We start from the raw sequence: 14,505 nt of genomic DNA on the forward strand, positions 1-14,505 counted from the left end.
AAACATCCCAAGCTCTTTTAATAAAAAGATAAAATAGTTACATATAAATAGACAGTACCACTCACAATCAAAACATAATAGTGCTATAGTAATTTTCATTTTATGGACAAGTTAACCATGCAATACAATCCAAGAATAGATATTAATAAGTTATTTTCGCATCCAGGCTTCAATATAGATGAAAATAATGTTTGGTATTATGAAGACCATAGTCGAAATGTTTGCATGGTATGGGATATGATTAAGGACCTGATAAGCCAAGATGCTATTAATTTATTTATAAATTCTGATATGGATAATTTTTATTCTGATGATTTCACTTGGATTCATGATCTCTGTAGAATCTCAAACACCCAATACCATAATATACCAATTATCCTTAAAGAGAGGATTTTTAGCACATTCAAATACATCCGATGCTATCACGGAACAAGAACTCAAAACATTGATTCATTTTTATCTCAAGGCATAAAATCATTTAACCCCGAGGAATTAGAAGAATTTGCAAAAAAATTATTTATTGAACATGAACCAAACATGACCAATGAAATATTCCAAGCTGCTTTAATTAAATCAAAAAGATATAAACAGGCAAGGTTTGATGGAAATGAAAGTGGTGTTAACCTCGTTTTAAATAAACACATACCTGTATCAGCAGATTGCTCTAGCTATATAGAATCAGGTAGTGAATATGTTCAATGCATAGCAAAAAATCTTGCTGAACTCGGCCTTAAGACAGATAACATCTTAAACAGAATAGGCACTCCATACTTATTGATATGTGACATACCTCTTAATTTGATAGACGAGAGAGCATTGCAAAACATTGTAAATAAATGCTTGTATGACGCATTTAGAGATTTAATCGATGACATGAATGGCTATATTCCGATGGCAGGAATCGCAATCCAAACTGGTGTTAACGCTGAATATATGAAATCAGCTATAGAGGTCCCAATGTTGTAAAAGAAAACACTGCAAGGAAAGTCATATGATATATGTGTATATAATGACTGGGCACGAATCTCTTATCACGGACATGAAAAGATGTCATTCGCGTCCGTTCTTCGCCCGTTGCAGAATATTAGATTTAAGCTTGTTCTAACACAAAACACTGACAGAACATTTCTAAGCCAATACCTAACGCAAATTTTATATCTGTAAGGGGGTAAATACCGAAACTATCCCCATACCCCACCCAAATTTTTCATCAAGCACAACCATTTCTTCACTGCTCCTTCTATCAACTCTCATCTACCCTGCCGAATACACTTTTGGAGAAAGTTGTCATGCGCAGCAGCTCAATATTTCTGTTACTGGTTTTGCCAATAGGGCCGCAGGCCTGGGCCACCTCAGAATCGACCCAACTCGCTCTCGCACTGAAACAACTCGACGGCGTGAAAACCTCGCTGGAACGCGCCCGGACCAGCGCCAGCACTGACCCACAGTCGCGCTACTTCTTCGACTACTTACAGGCGCAGCAGGACATCTCCACCGTTGAACAGGGCATCCGCCGCTATCTTGCCCCAACGAGAGCGCAGCCGCGTACCGTTCAGCCCCTGAGCACCAGCTACCAGCGGGAGAACCCCGATGACTGACTCCCAACTCGCCGCCTTCCAGGCCGCCAGCCTGAGCAAACCGGAGACCGTCAGCCTGCTCATAATCGGCCTGTTTACCAGCGTCATGCTGCTGTGGTGCGCCTGGACACTGCTGGTCGCCTGGCAGGGAGTTTGCCGCCAGCGCCTGAGCTGGCAGAGCTTTGGCGCGGTGGCGGCCCGTTCGCTGTTACTGGTGCTGGTCAGTTTCTGGCTGGTACTGAGCTGAGGAGGCATCATGCGCTGGCTTCTGTTACTGCTGTTCGCCACATTTAACGCCCTCGCCGACCTGCCGACGATGGAAGATCCCTCACGCGGCCAGGGTCAGGGCATTATGGAGACACTGCAAAACTACGGATTTGACATCGTGGTACTGCTGGCGCTGGCCATCTGCGCCGTCGGTTTTCTGGTGGTGGCGAACAACTGCATTGCTACCTACTCGGAGATCCAGAGCGGGCGCAAGCAGTGGAAAGATCTGGGCTCGATGGCGGGCGTCGGCAGCATACTGCTGGTGATCATCATCTGGCTGCTCAACCAGGCTTCGGACGTCCTGTAATATGGCGACCATCCCCTTTCTCCCCGACCGCCTCAACCGCGAGCCCGTGGTTTGGCGCGGCCTGACCACCAGCGAGCTGTTTCTGGCGCTGGCTCTCGGTCTTGGCGGCGGTTGCGCGTTCGGCATAATGCTAGCCCTGATAACCCACTACTGGCCGTTGATCCCCGGTTCGGCACTGGCAGGTGCGGCATTACTGATTCAGGGTGGTGGGCGAATTCTGGCCCGCGCGAAACGCGGTAAGCCCGACAGCTGGCTGCCACAGGCGATCCTCGCCTGGCTGGAGCGCCATCACTTCCGGGGCGCACAACTGGTCCAGCACAGCGCCGTATGGGTAGTGCGCAGGAGTCCGCGATGAGCCGCTTTCGCCACGCGCTGGCCGAGCGCGATAACCATATCCTGACGCTGCGGGCGGTGATTGTTCTGCTGTGCCTGTGCCTGGCGGGCGTCGGCTACGGCTGGTACAGCGCGCCGCAAAAGCTCACCCTCTGGTTCCCACCGGATCTGCGCAGCGGCAGCACTCGTCCGTGGTGGGAGGTGCCGCCCGCCAGCGTCTACGCCTTCACCTTTTATATTTTCCAGCAGCTTAACCGCTGGCCGGATAACGGCGAGGAGGACTATTCCCGCAATCTCCGCTCGCTGCGCGCCTACCTGACGCCCGCCTGTTACACCCGGCTGGAGCACGATTTTCAGGTACGACGCAATGGCGGTGAACTGCACGAGCGCACGCGCGGCGTGTATGAACTGCCCGGCCACGGCTACAGCAGCCTGGTGCATGACGGCGATAAACGCCCCTTCCCCCGCGTCGAGACCTTAAGCCGGGATGCCTGGCGGGTGACACTTGATGTAGCGGTTGAGGAGTATTACCAGAACGAGCCGGTGAAAAAAGCACTGGTGCGCTACCCGTTGCAGGTGGTGCGTTACGCCATTGATGCGGAGAAAAACCCGTGGGGGCTGGCAATCGACTGTACCGACGCCGCGCCGCAGCGTCTGGTGGCGGAGGAGAAACCATGAAGCCGGTCCTCTTTGCTTTATTGTTCAGTTTCCCGGTCTTCGCCACAGAAGTGGTGCAGTGGGAAAACATCCCGCTGCCCGTCACGCTGCATATCGGGCAGGAGCGGATTGTCGACGTGGGGAAAGCGGTGCGCATCGGCTATCCCGCCACGCTGGAAGGCAAAGTGCGTCTGCAAAGTGCGGGCGGTAAGGTCTTCCTGCTGGCGAATGTGGCGTTTCCGGTTACCCGAATCCAGCTACGTGATACTGGCAGCGGTGAACTGATCCTGCTGGATATTCAGGCCACCCAAAGCACTTCGCCACTTGAACCCGTGCAAATCAGCTATACGCCGCTGACGCCTGCCACAGCAAAAACGTCCGTCCCAGTGACAACATCAACCGAGCCTCTGCCCGTTCTGCTGGTGCGCTATGCCGCGCAGAACCTGTATGCGCCGCTGCGCACCGTCGAAGCCCTGCCCGGCATCACGCCTGCCCCCGTCCGGCTGGCGAAACGCATCACCACCTTATTACCACAGCAGCCGGTTACCGCCATCCCGCTGGCGTCATGGCAGGTCAATGCCACCACCGTCACCGCCATCCGCCTGCAAAACCAGAGCGGACAGCGCATCACGCTCGATCCGCGCGAACTTCAGGGGCAGTTCACCGCCGCCGCGTTCCAGCATGACTGGCTTGGCCCGCGCGGACTGGCGGAGGACACCACCGTGGTGTATCTGGTGACAGAAGGCCCGGTTTCCCGCGCCCTGCTGCCGGAGCCAAAACCATGATGCCGCGCCAGAGCATTCTGCTGAAAGTCCTGCTGCCCGTCATTGTGCTGGTAACGATATGGCTGCTGCTGCGCCCGGCCAGCAAAAACACGCAGGAGAAATCCCCGTCCCGCAGCGTGGCAGCATTAACGCCGCAGGAACTGCGAGATCTGGGTATTGACGGCGACACGCCTGCCGATACTGTCGCCACGCTGGTCGGTCAGATGAAGCAGTACCGCCGGGAGCTTCAGACAATCCAGAACGATAACGAAAGCCAGCAGGACCGCGAGAAGCGCCTGAAAGCGCAGCAGGCGACGCTGGTATCGGAGCTACGCGGGGATATGCGCAGGCAGCAGGACCAGATGCGCGACGAGCTACTGAAAAGCCAGCGGGGATTGCTGGATAAGCTCGACCGTCTGATGGCTAAGCGCCCGGACGATATCCCGCCCGGTCTGGGGCTGACGCCCGGTGAACTGCCCGCCGACGTACAGCCGGATATCCGCTGGCTGGAGCCGCTGGATGCACCTCCGCCCATGGATGAAAAGCTGCTGCGCGTCCCCCTGAAAGCAGCCAACAAACCGCCGCCAAAACCTGACGTGAAGGTCTATACCCTCCCGCAGAATGCCACGCTGACCGGATCGGTCGCCATGACGGCGCTGATTGGCCGCGTGCCGCTTAATGGCACCGTCAGCGATCCCTATCCGTTCAAGTTGCTGATTGGTGAGGATAACCTCACCGCCAACGGCATCGAACTGCCGGACGTGGCGGGTGCGGTGGTCTCCGGCATCGCCTCGGGCGACTGGACGCTCTCCTGCGTGCGCGGGCAAATCACCTCCATAACCTTTGTGTTTCACGACGGCACCATCCGCACCGTCCCACAGGGCGGCAAATCCGGCAACAAACAGCAGGAGATCGGCTGGCTCTCGGATAACCAGGGGCTGCCGTGTATTCCCGGCGAGCGCAAAAGCAACGCGAAGGAGTACCTGACCTCGCAGTTCCTGCTGGCGGGTTCCGGCGCGGCGGCGCAGGCCTTCGCCAATGGCGAAAGCACCACCGTGGTGGAGGACGGCAGCATCACCAGCGCAGTGACGGGCAACAACGGTCAGTACGTGCTCGGCCAGGCCATCGGCGGCGGATTAAAAGAGACCGCCGACTGGATGAAACAGCACTACGGCCAAATGTTCGATGCGGTGTACGTGCCTCCAGGCCACAAGGTGGCGGTGCATCTCACCGAACTGCTGACTATCGACTACGAGCCGGAAGGCCGCAAAGTGAAATACCAGCAGGCCAGCACACCGGGGGGACTGGAATGATACGCGCTATATTGATGTTGCTGTTTTTGCTGGCCGGATGCAGCACCTCGCAGGAAGAACTGATGCCGGTCGCCCCCGATGCCAGCATGCTCTCGCTGTGGCAGCAGCAAAGCGGCGGCAACGCGGCTCTGCTGGATGCCCGCGCCCAGCTACGCCGCCCGCCGGATGGTCCGGTGGCGCAGCCTGAGGCAGACACTATCCGCAGCCAGTTTCCGCGTCTGCCCAACCCGGATATGGTGTTGTACGTTTTCCCACACCTCAATGGCAACACGCCGGTGCCCGGCTACAGCACCGTCTTCCCCTTCTATACCCGCCCGCAGTATGCATTGCCGGGCGAACGCCTGACTCCGCCATGAATGAACGTCGCGGCCTGACCGAACAGGCGCTGAATACCAGCTACCGCAAAGGCCCGTCGTTTGTGGACTGGCTGCCGTGGGTGGAATTTTTACCGAAGTCACAGACGCTACTGCTGGAGGATGGCCGCTCGGTAGGTGCCGTATTTGAGCTAAATCCCGTTGGCACCGAAGGCCGCTCGACGGCCTTTCTCGAACAGGTCCGTGATACCGTCACTGACGCATTGCAGGATACCTTTGATGAACACGAGCGCGCGCCGTGGGTGGTACAGTTTTTCTGCCAGGATGAGGACGACAGCGAAGCCTGGCTGGAATCGCTGGCGGCTTACGCCGCACCGGAAATCCGCGGCTCCGCCTTTACCCGCGAATGGCTGGCGCAGATGGCAAAGCATATGGCCGCCCTCACCCGCGACGAGGGGCTGTTTTTCGATAACACCGTGACCCGTACCCGCTGGCGGGCGACGTGGCGGCGCACGCGGATGGTGGTCTACCGCTGGCTGCCCGCGCCTTTGCCGGATGAACCATCACCGGAAGAGACGCTGAACCATATCTGCGAACGCCTCACAGCCGGGCTGAAAGCGGCGGGTATCAGCGCTGTCCGCCAGAATGAGCAGGACATTCACCGCTGGCTGGTGCGCTGGTTTAACCCTGTGCCGCCCGTTGAAGATAAAAAAACCTTCTGGCGACAACTGGATTTACCGGAAGAAGAATCCCTGCCCGTTTTCACCGACTTCGCCGAACGCCTGCTGACGAGCGAACCCCGCTCGGATGCGGAGAACGGCGTCTGGTGGCTGGATAACCGTCCGCATAAAGTGGTCGTCGTTGACCGCCTGCGCAAAGCGCCACCACCCGGCCTGCTGACCGGAGAGACCTCGCGCGGCAATGGCATCAACGCCCTGTTTGATCTGCTGCCATCGGGGACCATAATGAACCTGACGGTGGTGGTGTATCCGCAGGACAAGCTGGAACAGCACATCAGCCATCTCTCCGACCGGGCGATTGGCGACAATACCGATTCGGAATACACCCGCCGCGACTGCCACGAGGTACGCAGCTACCTGAAGGATGGCCATAAGCTCTACCGCAGCACGCTGGCGTTTTATCTGCACGCACCCGATACCGATGCCCTTTTTCGCCAGCAGCGCCAGCTACACAGCCTGTTGCTCAACGCCGGACTGGTGCCAGTGCAGGAGCAACACGAAGTCGCCCCACTCAGCCACTGGCTACGCTGGCTGCCAATGTGTTTCGATCCCCTGCACGATCCGCGTGGGCTGTATATCCGCCTCAACTTCGTCCAACATATCGCCGGGCTGCTGCCAGTGTACGGGCGGGAAACCGGCACCGGACATCCGGGGATTTGCTACTTCAATCGCGGCGGCGCGCCACTGTGCTTCGATCCGCTGAATAAGCTGGATCGTGCCCAGAACGGCCATCTGCTGTTGCTCGGCCCGACCGGAGCGGGGAAATCCGCCAGCCTCAATGCCAAAATCGCGCAACTGATGGCGCTGCACCGCCCGCGCCTGTTTATCATCGAAGCCGGAAACTCATTTGGCCTGATGGCCGACTACGCCGCCACCCATGGCCTGACGGTGAATAAAATCAGCCTGCGCCCAGGCTCCGGCGTCACCCTGCCCCTGTTCGCCGACGCGTGGCGACTGGTGGAACAGGTGGTTACCGACGCCGAACCGCCGGAGGACGAAGAGAGCGATGGCGACGACCAGCGCGACGTGCTGGGCGAGATGGAGATCACCGCCCGGCTGATGATCACCGGCGGCGAGGCGAAAGAAGATGCGCGCCTCACCCGGCCAGACCGGGCGATGATCCGCCAGGCGATTATCGCCGCCGCACATACCTGCTACGAGGAAAAACGCCAGACGCTGACCCAGGATATCCGTGACGCGTTGTTTGGTCTTTCAAAAGATGCCAGCCTGCCGGCAGCCCGCCGCCAGCGGGCGTATGAGATGGCGGAATCCATCAACCTGTTCTGCGCCGGGTTTGAAGGCGAACTCTTCAACCGCGAAGGCACAATGTGGCCGGAGGCGGATATCACGCTGGTTGACCTCGCCACCTTCGCTCGCGAAGGCTACGAAGCGCAGCTTGCCATCAGTTATATCTCGCTGATTAACCATATCAACAACCTCGGCGAGCGCGACCAGCATCTGGCGCGTCCCATCGTTAACATCACCGATGAGGCGCATATCATCACCGTTAATCCACTGCTGGCGCGGTTCCTGACCAAGGGCTCGAAGATGTGGCGTAAGCTCGGGATCTGGCTGTGGCTGGCGACGCAGAACCTGGCGGATTTTCCTGATGAGGCGAAGAAACTGCTCAATATGATCGAGTGGTGGGAGTTGCTGGTAATGCCGCCGGAGGAGATCGATCAGGTGTGCCGGTTTAAAGCACTGACCGAAGAACAACGACAACTATTGCGCTCAGCAGTGAAATCACCGGGGCAGTATACAGAAGGCGTGGTGCTGTCACCGCGCGTTGAAGCGCTGTTTCGGGTAGTGCCGCCAGCCCTGTATCTGGCGCTGGCGATGACCGAAAAGCATGAGAAGGCGGAACGGATGCGGATTATGAAGGAGACGGGGTGTAGTGAGGTAGAGGCGGCTATGAGATTGGTAGTTTCAAAATTTATCCCCCACTGCTCATAAACAGTAAAATCGACGAAGGTTATAATTATAATTACTTGTTGGTAACTGTAAGATTTGGCACTATTCTGAAGTTTTTATATGCAATTCTTGCCTTGATAACATCCACAGCCTCATTTTTTCCTTTGAATAAATTTCGCACTGACGAAAGTGGGATGTTACATTTTACCCCAAGAATAACTTGTTTTAACTTAAGAGAATCAGAGAATGATTCAAAATATAAACCAGCCTCATCATTTAACTCTCTCAGATCAATATGTAACCTGCGTTCAGCTTCGTATTCCCATTGTTCAAACTTCGTTAATGATAGTTTCTCTATGTATGCTTTATCTTTACAATTATCGATAGTTATAGGGGACAATCCCTTTTTATAATCCACCTCATGTAGCATTGACCTTGGAATATCAAAACCAAGAGCGATGCCTCTATGTTTATCAGCATAATGCCCCCATAACAGTGGATTACTCCAGCTTTTGCTAAAGCAAATTATTCCCTGTCGCTGTTCAATTTCTTTTTTTATGGCACGAATCTCTCGCCTGATTTTTCTATCACTCAAATCGGCGGCAATCAATTCAAAAGGATCATTTAATTCCTGATACCTTGATATTTTTAGTCTATTAAGCGCAATATTACTAATTGCATATTCTGCACTGGTAAGGTAATAAACCCTCATTGTATTTTTTAATTTAGAACTTCCCTTTTGCATATTTCAATATATCCTCGCGCTCATGCTTATTCATTTGCAGGAAAACTAACATCAACTCCGCCAAATCATCATCTTCAGCATAAAAGTAAGCCAACGGCACTTGCAAAACCTCGGCCAGTTTCTGCACAATTTCCGTACCCGGTTCATGTACACCCTTTTCATACCTATTGATGCGCGTACTGGCGACAAATTCATCAATCCCTGCTGCGATTCCCAGACGTTTTTGTGAAAGCCCACTTGCCAGTCGAGCCTGCTTCAGGCGACGGCAAAAAATATCGTTGTAATGGTTACTTGTATTCATAACTACGAGAATCGTAGTTTTTACTTGCTGCCGATACTACGATTAACGTAGTATCACAGTAACAGGTTAAAAGAGGCTGTATCTTAAACATCATCTTCAGGGGAGATACCTACCATCTGGCGGGACGTTTCCAGCAACTGAAGTTGCGCATCAGGAGAGAGGGCAGCGAAGTTGAGAATCAGTTCAGCAAGATTCTCATCCGAAGCGAACAACCATGGTAGGGGAACATTCAGCACATCAGCTATCCGTGCAGCAGTTTCCATATCAGGCTCATGAACACCTTTCTCGTAGCGATTGAAACGGGTGCTTGCAACAGAAGGATCTACAGCCGCAGCAATCCCCACAGCAGTCTGAGAAATGTCTAAGCGCTGTCGGGCTTCTTTTAATCGACGGATGAAAACATCCCGTTGTCTGAGTCTTTTTTGCATAACTACGAGATTCGTAGTTTTTTAATGACTTAGATACTACGAAAAACGTAGCATCAGGATTATAGAGGTAAACGGAATGACTAAAAAAGACTGGCACCCCGCCGACATCATTGCCGCCTTACACAAGCGCGGCACCAGTATGGCGAAGCTCTCGCGGGAAGCGGGACTGGCGTCGTCCACGCTGGCGAATGTTCTCAATCGACCGTGGCCGAAAGGCGAGTGGCTGATTGCCGTCGCACTTGACGTGCATCCGTCAGTAATCTGGCCGGAGCGCTACCTCAACACCACCAAACGCGAACCCAGAAAACCGCTTCACCTCATGACAACAACAGAAAACTCCGGGACATAACGACCCGCGCTGTGAGTGGCAGGACGCATTAACCAACACGCCTGACAGGAGAGTTGTTTATGCACACCGAACCACACCCAAGCCCCATCGCTCTTACCACCGGAGGCCACCGTCACCCGGCCTCCCGGACTGAAGGCTTTATTCACAGCTTCAGGCTCCACGCCTTCTCATCCGCACCGGGCCGTACTCTCATGCCCAGTAAACGGGAGAACGAGCCATGATGACCTACTGCGCGCACATTGCCGCCATCGGGCTGTTTGTCGCTGACGGACTGGCCGACAGAACGCTCATCACCTTCGACAGCAACGGTCCGAAAGATTGCCTCGATTATTCCCTGTCGCTGGACCCCTCATTCCGGGAAGACAACCTGCTGATCCTGCCCGGCGATCGGCTGCTGCTGGCAAGCCATGACTACCTGGTAACCGCCGTAGGTAAAGCGGCGCAGCAGTCGCTGTTTGAACTCGGCCACCTGACCATGGTGTTTAACGGCAGCCTGAACGCCTGCCACGCGGGGGCCGTTCATCTCTCCGGCCCAATCCCTAAGCTTCGTGACCTGTACGGCGACCTGCTGATTGAGGAGGGGCGGCCATAAGCACTGCCCTGAATCCGTCCACAACGACAAGAGAAGACACTATGAAACTCAACAGAAGCCTGAAAGCCCGCCACCTGACGATGATTTCCGTGGGCGGCGTGATTGGCGCTGGATTTTTCCTCGGCGCAGGCGCGGCCATCGCCCGCACCGGCCCGTCGGTGGTGCTGGCCTACCTTATCGGCGGCGTCATCACTCTGTTCATTATGCTGCTGCTCGCCGAAATGGCGGTCTCCAGACCCGTCTCCGGCTCCTTTGAAACTTATGCCCGCACCGCCTTTGGCCCGTGGTGTGGCTTTATCACCGGCTGGACCTACTGGCTGGCCTTCCTGATTGGTCCGGCGTCGGAAGCCATTGCCGCAGGCACCTTCCTGAACATGTGGTTCCCCGGCGTCCCCGTCTGGCTGTTCTGCCTGGTGATCGCCTCGTCGCTGACCGCCATCAACATGGTCGGCGTCCATTTTTTCGGTGAAGTGGAGTTCTGGCTGAGCCTGGTAAAAGTGGTGGCGCTACTGGCCTTTATCGTCGCGGGCTGCTACAGCCTCGGGCTGGATGACGCCTCACCCGCCAGCGCCGCTAACCTGACCGACAACGGCCGCTTTTTTGCGGGCGGGCTGCCCGGTTTTCTCGGTGCGATGCTGATGGTGATTTTCTCCTTCGGCGGCACAGAAGCCATTGGCACCGCCGCGGGCGAAAGTGAGAACCCGCAGCGCGATATTCCCCGCACGCTGCGCGGCACCGTGGTACGGATCCTGCTGCTGTACGTTGGCTCGCTGACCGTCCTGCTGCTCGTTCTTCCCTGGCAACAGGCGGGTGTCAGCAGCAGTCCGTATGTGGAGGCGTCCGGCATTCTCGGTGGCGACATGGCGCGGCACATTATGAACTTTGTGGTGCTGACCGCCGCGCTCTCCTGCATTGATACGGGCGTTTACGCCACCTCGCGGATGCTGCACGCCATGGCGTCCGACGGCTATTTCCCTGGCTGGTTTGCCCGCCTGCACCCGACGCACAAAACGCCTGATAACGCCATCCTTGCCAGCAGCCTGGTGCTGTTTACCGGCGTCATTATCGCCATCCTCTCGCCGGATGCGTATGTCATCCTCGCCGGGATTTCCGGGTTCGGCTTCCTGTTCACCTGGCTGATGATTGCCTTAAGCCAGCCGACCCTGCACCGGATTGCGCTGCACGACGGAACGCTGAAGTACAGGGCTCCGGCCGCCCGCTACATCCAGCCGCTCACCGTGGGGCTGATTGCGCTGATCATGGCCGGGCAATTTTTTACCGACGGCGGCGGCATCACCCTGGTCACCGTCCTGGTCTGGCTGGCCCTCGCCAGCGCGTACTATTTCTTTATCGTCCGAAAAAACAGGAGACTGTCCGATGAAAAAAGTCATGCTCAATGAACTGACGGGCCGGGAAATCCGCGAACTGTTGCAGTCCGGCAAGGAACTCACCGCCATCGTCAGTTTCGGCAGTTGTGAGAATCACGCCGATCACCTGCCGCTCGGCCCCGATATGTTTGTCCCGGAAGTGGTCGCCTGCCGGGTGGCGCAGCGGGTAGACAATACCCTTGTGCTGCCCTGCACGCCGTTCGGCACTTCCGTTCACTACAACGCCCATCCGCTGGCCATCACCCTGCGCTATGAAACGAATATCGCGCTGGCGGAAGATATCTTCACCAGCCTGTTGCACCACGGCATCCGCAGGATGCTGGTGATTAACGGCCACGACGGCAATATCCCGGCAATCGAGATCGCCGCCCATAACGTGAAGGCACAACACCCGCAGGCAGCGATTGTGGTGGTTCCGGCGTGGTGGGATCTGGTGGGACATCATCTCGGGAAGGGATTTTTTGACTCATGGGATAACACCGGGCTCGGACACGGCGGCGAGGGAGAAACGTCTGTCATGATGGCGCTGCTCCCGGAACTGGTGGAACTGAAATATGCGCAGAAACAGATCCCTACGGAGGTGTTCGCCGATTATGGCGTGAGCCGGATCTGGGATATCGGGGAAATCAGCACCACCGGCACGACCGGCGATCCGCGCTGCGCCTCGGCAGAAAAAGGCGAGCGGATCCTCGCCTGCCTGGTGGATGTGCTCTGTGCGTTGCTAAGTAAGCTGGATGCGGCGGACTGGCGGTGTGCCCCGGACAGGTAATCAACGAAGCGTGGCGGTAAAAGCATGAATATCAAAATTTACCGCCACCACTTCCGTGGGCTCAAGCTCGCAAACCGCTTCCGTAAACCGGGCGGCATAATCTTTACCGCCTTCGACTTTAATGCACCGCGTAACATAGCTGGTGGACAGAAAAAATTGCGCAATCTCCAGTGGGGTCAGGAAAAGAATGTTACTGAACACCTCCCTTTGACAGTCCACCAGATGACCACAAGCCTGCATCAGTTCCAGCGTATTGTCATACTGGAGCAAGCGTGGATCGCGGTAATAATGCCAGCGGTCTGCCAGCTCTGTTTCAATAAAATCCCGCAATTGCCCATATACCACCGGAAAGTCATATTTATACGCGCAAAACACCCCACCGGGGTTCAGCCAGTCGCGCAGGTTCGCCAGCACCCGCGTTCGATCCATCCAGTAAAATGAAGTAGCGCTGGTCACCAGGTCAAATCGCCGTTGCGGAGAAAAGCTCTCGGCTGGAGATACCGAAAACAGCAGGCCGGGGTAATTTACCCGCGCCCGCTCAATCAGGGCATCACCCTGGTCACAGCCCTCGACATGGCGAAACCACGTGCTCAGTCGCCCGGTTGATACGCCGTTGCCACATCCAATATCCAGCGCGGCACCATGAGCAGGTGCCCGCTCGGCCAGAGAAAAGTAAAGCGCTTCCGGGTAGGTGATTTTTTCCACGAACAGCATCGTAAGCACCGGCATTCTTATTGAACTGTTGCACTACTGCTCTCCTTAATAAAGCGTATCAGCCCAGAATCCGGGGCTATTTATACGTCAACGTAAACGTCGCCGTGCCGTTTGCCGCACCCGGCGTTATCGTTCCTGCCGTCTGGTAGTACCGCGCCTTAAGCTGAACAATCTCGTCGCCATACACCGACTGCCAGTAAAATCGCTCCTGGCCATACTGGACGACGGCATCATCCGGGCGGTAGTGCAGCTGGATCCCCACGCCGGATGCGCCACCGCTATCAAGCTGCATAACGCCTTGCGAACCCGCAGACGCATCCGCCGCGGCATCAATACGCACGTTAATTCGCGCACCCACATCGCAGTTCAGGCCGATATCGAAGCTCACCCAGTCGGTTGTTGATCCCGCCCCGCTGAATTCACTTTTATCGTGATCCCTCATGGGGACGTCAACAGACGGCGTGGTGACGCTACAGGCTTCAGATTTCACCGTGTTGGTTCCGTTCAGCGTGACGTTGGCAAAGTAAAACCGGTTTACCACCGACGCCCTGGCCAGCACGCCGTTGGTTAACGTGCCGCTGGTGATATTCCCGGTTTTGATAAGCTCACCTTTGATACCATCGCCGGGAATGGAGGCCCAGGAGCCCCCGGCGTTATAGGGGTAACTACTTTCATAAGGCAGAACTTTACCCGATGAGGCGGTGCTCAGCCGCAGCCCGACGCCCGGCAGGTTGGTGTTGTAAACGCCGCTACCATAGCCGCTCAGGGTGCCCCATTGGGTCAGTTCCCAGCGCGCGGTCCAGGCTTCACGCGTACATCCGGCGATAGCGTTGCCGTTGTTGTAAGCCCCAGTAACATCGGTGGCCAGCACGCTCCCCACTGGCGCATCCCGCTGGACGGTGACGTTGCCAAAGTTCAGGTATCCCGCCAGTTCGGACGTCACGCCGCCGGTAAACGAGCAGCTTGCCATCGCGACATCAGGCACAGCCATCAGCAGTAAAAAGAACAGAATGACGTTTCTCATCTCATGGCTCCG

19 protein-coding genes are annotated in these 14,505 nt (G+C 55.9%); 14 read left to right on the forward strand and 5 right to left on the reverse strand.

All coding sequences use genetic code 11. The features are described from left to right. Window positions 1-102 precede the first annotated feature (102 nt). From SK34_RS20060 to SK34_RS20105, 10 genes are all read left to right on the forward strand, one after another. On the forward strand, window positions 103-966 hold the full coding sequence (locus SK34_RS20060; protein WP_231588759.1) for a hypothetical protein: 864 nt from the start codon (window positions 103-105) through the stop codon (window positions 964-966). 323 nt (window positions 967-1,289) lie between these two features. Further along, window positions 1,290-1,598: an integrative conjugative element protein, RAQPRD family gene (locus SK34_RS20065; RefSeq protein WP_048234019.1), complete on the forward strand. Its 309-nt coding sequence runs from the start codon at window positions 1,290-1,292 to the stop codon at window positions 1,596-1,598. Continuing rightward, window positions 1,591-1,824 (forward strand): TIGR03758 family integrating conjugative element protein, encoded by a 234-nt coding sequence (locus SK34_RS20070; RefSeq protein ID WP_048234021.1) that lies wholly within the window; start codon window positions 1,591-1,593, stop codon window positions 1,822-1,824. The genes SK34_RS20065 and SK34_RS20070 overlap by 8 nt, the downstream gene beginning before the upstream one ends. Window positions 1,825-1,833: 9 nt before the next feature. Continuing rightward, entirely contained in the window at window positions 1,834-2,151 is a 318-nt protein-coding gene (locus tag SK34_RS20075) for a TIGR03745 family integrating conjugative element membrane protein (RefSeq protein ID WP_012737286.1), read from the forward strand. Between the two features lies 1 nt (window position 2,152). After that, window positions 2,153-2,506: a TIGR03750 family conjugal transfer protein gene (locus SK34_RS20080; RefSeq protein ID WP_048234023.1), complete on the forward strand. Its 354-nt coding sequence runs from the start codon at window positions 2,153-2,155 to the stop codon at window positions 2,504-2,506. Continuing rightward, window positions 2,503-3,162, forward strand: a complete 660-nt coding sequence (locus tag SK34_RS20085) for a PFL_4703 family integrating conjugative element protein (RefSeq protein ID WP_048234026.1) — start codon at window positions 2,503-2,505, stop codon at window positions 3,160-3,162. Before SK34_RS20080 ends, SK34_RS20085 begins: the two co-directional genes overlap by 4 nt. Then, entirely contained in the window at window positions 3,159-3,926 is a 768-nt protein-coding gene (locus SK34_RS20090; RefSeq protein ID WP_048234028.1) for a TIGR03749 family integrating conjugative element protein, read from the forward strand. The genes SK34_RS20085 and SK34_RS20090 overlap by 4 nt, the downstream gene beginning before the upstream one ends. Beyond that, window positions 3,923-5,218 carry a TIGR03752 family integrating conjugative element protein gene (locus SK34_RS20095; protein WP_048234030.1) on the forward strand — a complete coding sequence of 432 codons (1,296 nt, stop codon included), beginning with the start codon at window positions 3,923-3,925 and terminating at the stop codon, window positions 5,216-5,218. Before SK34_RS20090 ends, SK34_RS20095 begins: the two co-directional genes overlap by 4 nt. Then, complete coding sequence (locus SK34_RS20100; protein WP_048234032.1) at window positions 5,215-5,574, forward strand: TIGR03751 family conjugal transfer lipoprotein; 360 nt, start codon at window positions 5,215-5,217, stop codon at window positions 5,572-5,574. The genes SK34_RS20095 and SK34_RS20100 overlap by 4 nt, the downstream gene beginning before the upstream one ends. Continuing rightward, the gene (locus tag SK34_RS20105; protein ID WP_048234034.1) at window positions 5,571-8,225 is read left to right on the forward strand and encodes a conjugative transfer ATPase; all 2,655 of its coding nucleotides are present in this window, start codon (window positions 5,571-5,573) and stop codon (window positions 8,223-8,225) included. The genes SK34_RS20100 and SK34_RS20105 overlap by 4 nt, the downstream gene beginning before the upstream one ends. A 31-nt stretch (window positions 8,226-8,256) precedes the next feature. On the opposite strand, the gene SK34_RS20110 is transcribed toward SK34_RS20105, so the two are convergent. The 3 genes from SK34_RS20110 to SK34_RS25115 all read right to left on the reverse strand — a co-directional run bounded on the left by SK34_RS20110 (window position 8,257) and on the right by SK34_RS25115 (window position 9,657). Then, complete coding sequence (locus tag SK34_RS20110) at window positions 8,257-8,928, reverse strand: DUF2971 domain-containing protein (protein WP_053064289.1); 672 nt, start codon at window positions 8,926-8,928, stop codon at window positions 8,257-8,259. Further along, a complete protein-coding gene (locus SK34_RS20115; protein ID WP_048234036.1) occupies window positions 8,909-9,229 on the reverse strand; it encodes a helix-turn-helix domain-containing protein in 321 nt (106 codons plus the stop codon). Before SK34_RS20115 ends, SK34_RS20110 begins: the two co-directional genes overlap by 20 nt. An 83-nt stretch (window positions 9,230-9,312) precedes the next feature. Then, window positions 9,313-9,657 (reverse strand): helix-turn-helix domain-containing protein, encoded by a 345-nt coding sequence (locus tag SK34_RS25115; RefSeq protein WP_048234038.1) that lies wholly within the window; start codon window positions 9,655-9,657, stop codon window positions 9,313-9,315. A gap of 76 nt (window positions 9,658-9,733) precedes the next feature. Here SK34_RS25115 and SK34_RS20125 point away from each other — a divergent pair, with 76 nt between their 5' ends. From SK34_RS20125 to SK34_RS20140, 4 genes are all read left to right on the forward strand, one after another. Then, the gene (locus tag SK34_RS20125; protein WP_032942230.1) at window positions 9,734-10,006 is read left to right on the forward strand and encodes a helix-turn-helix domain-containing protein; all 273 of its coding nucleotides are present in this window, start codon (window positions 9,734-9,736) and stop codon (window positions 10,004-10,006) included. Between the two features lie 217 nt (window positions 10,007-10,223). Next, window positions 10,224-10,598 carry a PTS glucitol/sorbitol transporter subunit IIA gene (locus tag SK34_RS20130; protein ID WP_048234040.1) on the forward strand — a complete coding sequence of 125 codons (375 nt, stop codon included), beginning with the start codon at window positions 10,224-10,226 and terminating at the stop codon, window positions 10,596-10,598. A gap of 41 nt (window positions 10,599-10,639) precedes the next feature. Beyond that, window positions 10,640-11,998 carry an amino acid permease gene (locus tag SK34_RS20135; protein ID WP_048234041.1) on the forward strand — a complete coding sequence of 453 codons (1,359 nt, stop codon included), beginning with the start codon at window positions 10,640-10,642 and terminating at the stop codon, window positions 11,996-11,998. Then, window positions 11,976-12,755 carry a creatininase family protein gene (locus tag SK34_RS20140; protein ID WP_048234042.1) on the forward strand — a complete coding sequence of 260 codons (780 nt, stop codon included), beginning with the start codon at window positions 11,976-11,978 and terminating at the stop codon, window positions 12,753-12,755. Before SK34_RS20135 ends, SK34_RS20140 begins: the two co-directional genes overlap by 23 nt. On the opposite strand, the gene SK34_RS20145 is transcribed toward SK34_RS20140, so the two are convergent. Then, window positions 12,756-13,469 (reverse strand): class I SAM-dependent methyltransferase, encoded by a 714-nt coding sequence (locus SK34_RS20145; protein WP_231588760.1) that lies wholly within the window; start codon window positions 13,467-13,469, stop codon window positions 12,756-12,758. A gap of 76 nt (window positions 13,470-13,545) precedes the next feature. Then, complete coding sequence (locus SK34_RS20150; protein ID WP_048234043.1) at window positions 13,546-14,493, reverse strand: fimbrial protein; 948 nt, start codon at window positions 14,491-14,493, stop codon at window positions 13,546-13,548. Window positions 14,494-14,505 lie beyond the last annotated feature (12 nt).

Source organism: Citrobacter sp. MGH104, assembly GCF_001034485.1.
In the GTDB taxonomy this organism is placed as follows: Bacteria; Pseudomonadota; Gammaproteobacteria; order Enterobacterales; family Enterobacteriaceae; genus Citrobacter; species Citrobacter freundii.

Bases quoted from the DNA above. Each gene is read 5' to 3' on its own strand.
- SK34_RS20095 (WP_048234030.1), top strand. From the start codon at position 3,923: ATGATGCCGCGCCAGAGCATTCTGCTGAAAGTCCTGCTGCCCGTCATT.
- SK34_RS20075 (WP_012737286.1), top strand. From the start codon at position 1,834: ATGCGCTGGCTTCTGTTACTGCTGTTCGCCACATTTAACGCCCTCGCC.
- SK34_RS20070 (WP_048234021.1), top strand. From the start codon at position 1,591: ATGACTGACTCCCAACTCGCCGCCTTCCAGGCCGCCAGCCTGAGCAAA.
- SK34_RS20145 (WP_231588760.1), bottom strand. From the start codon at position 13,469: ATGCTGTTCGTGGAAAAAATCACCTACCCGGAAGCGCTTTACTTTTCT.
- SK34_RS20110 (WP_053064289.1), bottom strand. From the start codon at position 8,928: ATGCAAAAGGGAAGTTCTAAATTAAAAAATACAATGAGGGTTTATTAC.
- SK34_RS20100 (WP_048234032.1), top strand. From the start codon at position 5,215: ATGATACGCGCTATATTGATGTTGCTGTTTTTGCTGGCCGGATGCAGC.
- SK34_RS20090 (WP_048234028.1), top strand. From the start codon at position 3,159: ATGAAGCCGGTCCTCTTTGCTTTATTGTTCAGTTTCCCGGTCTTCGCC.
- SK34_RS20135 (WP_048234041.1), top strand. From the start codon at position 10,640: ATGAAACTCAACAGAAGCCTGAAAGCCCGCCACCTGACGATGATTTCC.
- SK34_RS20115 (WP_048234036.1), bottom strand. From the start codon at position 9,229: ATGAATACAAGTAACCATTACAACGATATTTTTTGCCGTCGCCTGAAG.
- SK34_RS20080 (WP_048234023.1), top strand. From the start codon at position 2,153: ATGGCGACCATCCCCTTTCTCCCCGACCGCCTCAACCGCGAGCCCGTG.
- SK34_RS25115 (WP_048234038.1), bottom strand. From the start codon at position 9,657: ATGCAAAAAAGACTCAGACAACGGGATGTTTTCATCCGTCGATTAAAA.
- SK34_RS20125 (WP_032942230.1), top strand. From the start codon at position 9,734: ATGACTAAAAAAGACTGGCACCCCGCCGACATCATTGCCGCCTTACAC.
- SK34_RS20150 (WP_048234043.1), bottom strand. From the start codon at position 14,493: ATGAGAAACGTCATTCTGTTCTTTTTACTGCTGATGGCTGTGCCTGAT.
- SK34_RS20085 (WP_048234026.1), top strand. From the start codon at position 2,503: ATGAGCCGCTTTCGCCACGCGCTGGCCGAGCGCGATAACCATATCCTG.
- SK34_RS20130 (WP_048234040.1), top strand. From the start codon at position 10,224: ATGATGACCTACTGCGCGCACATTGCCGCCATCGGGCTGTTTGTCGCT.
- SK34_RS20065 (WP_048234019.1), top strand. From the start codon at position 1,290: ATGCGCAGCAGCTCAATATTTCTGTTACTGGTTTTGCCAATAGGGCCG.
- SK34_RS20105 (WP_048234034.1), top strand. From the start codon at position 5,571: ATGAATGAACGTCGCGGCCTGACCGAACAGGCGCTGAATACCAGCTAC.
- SK34_RS20060 (WP_231588759.1), top strand. From the start codon at position 103: ATGGACAAGTTAACCATGCAATACAATCCAAGAATAGATATTAATAAG.
- SK34_RS20140 (WP_048234042.1), top strand. From the start codon at position 11,976: ATGAAAAAAGTCATGCTCAATGAACTGACGGGCCGGGAAATCCGCGAA.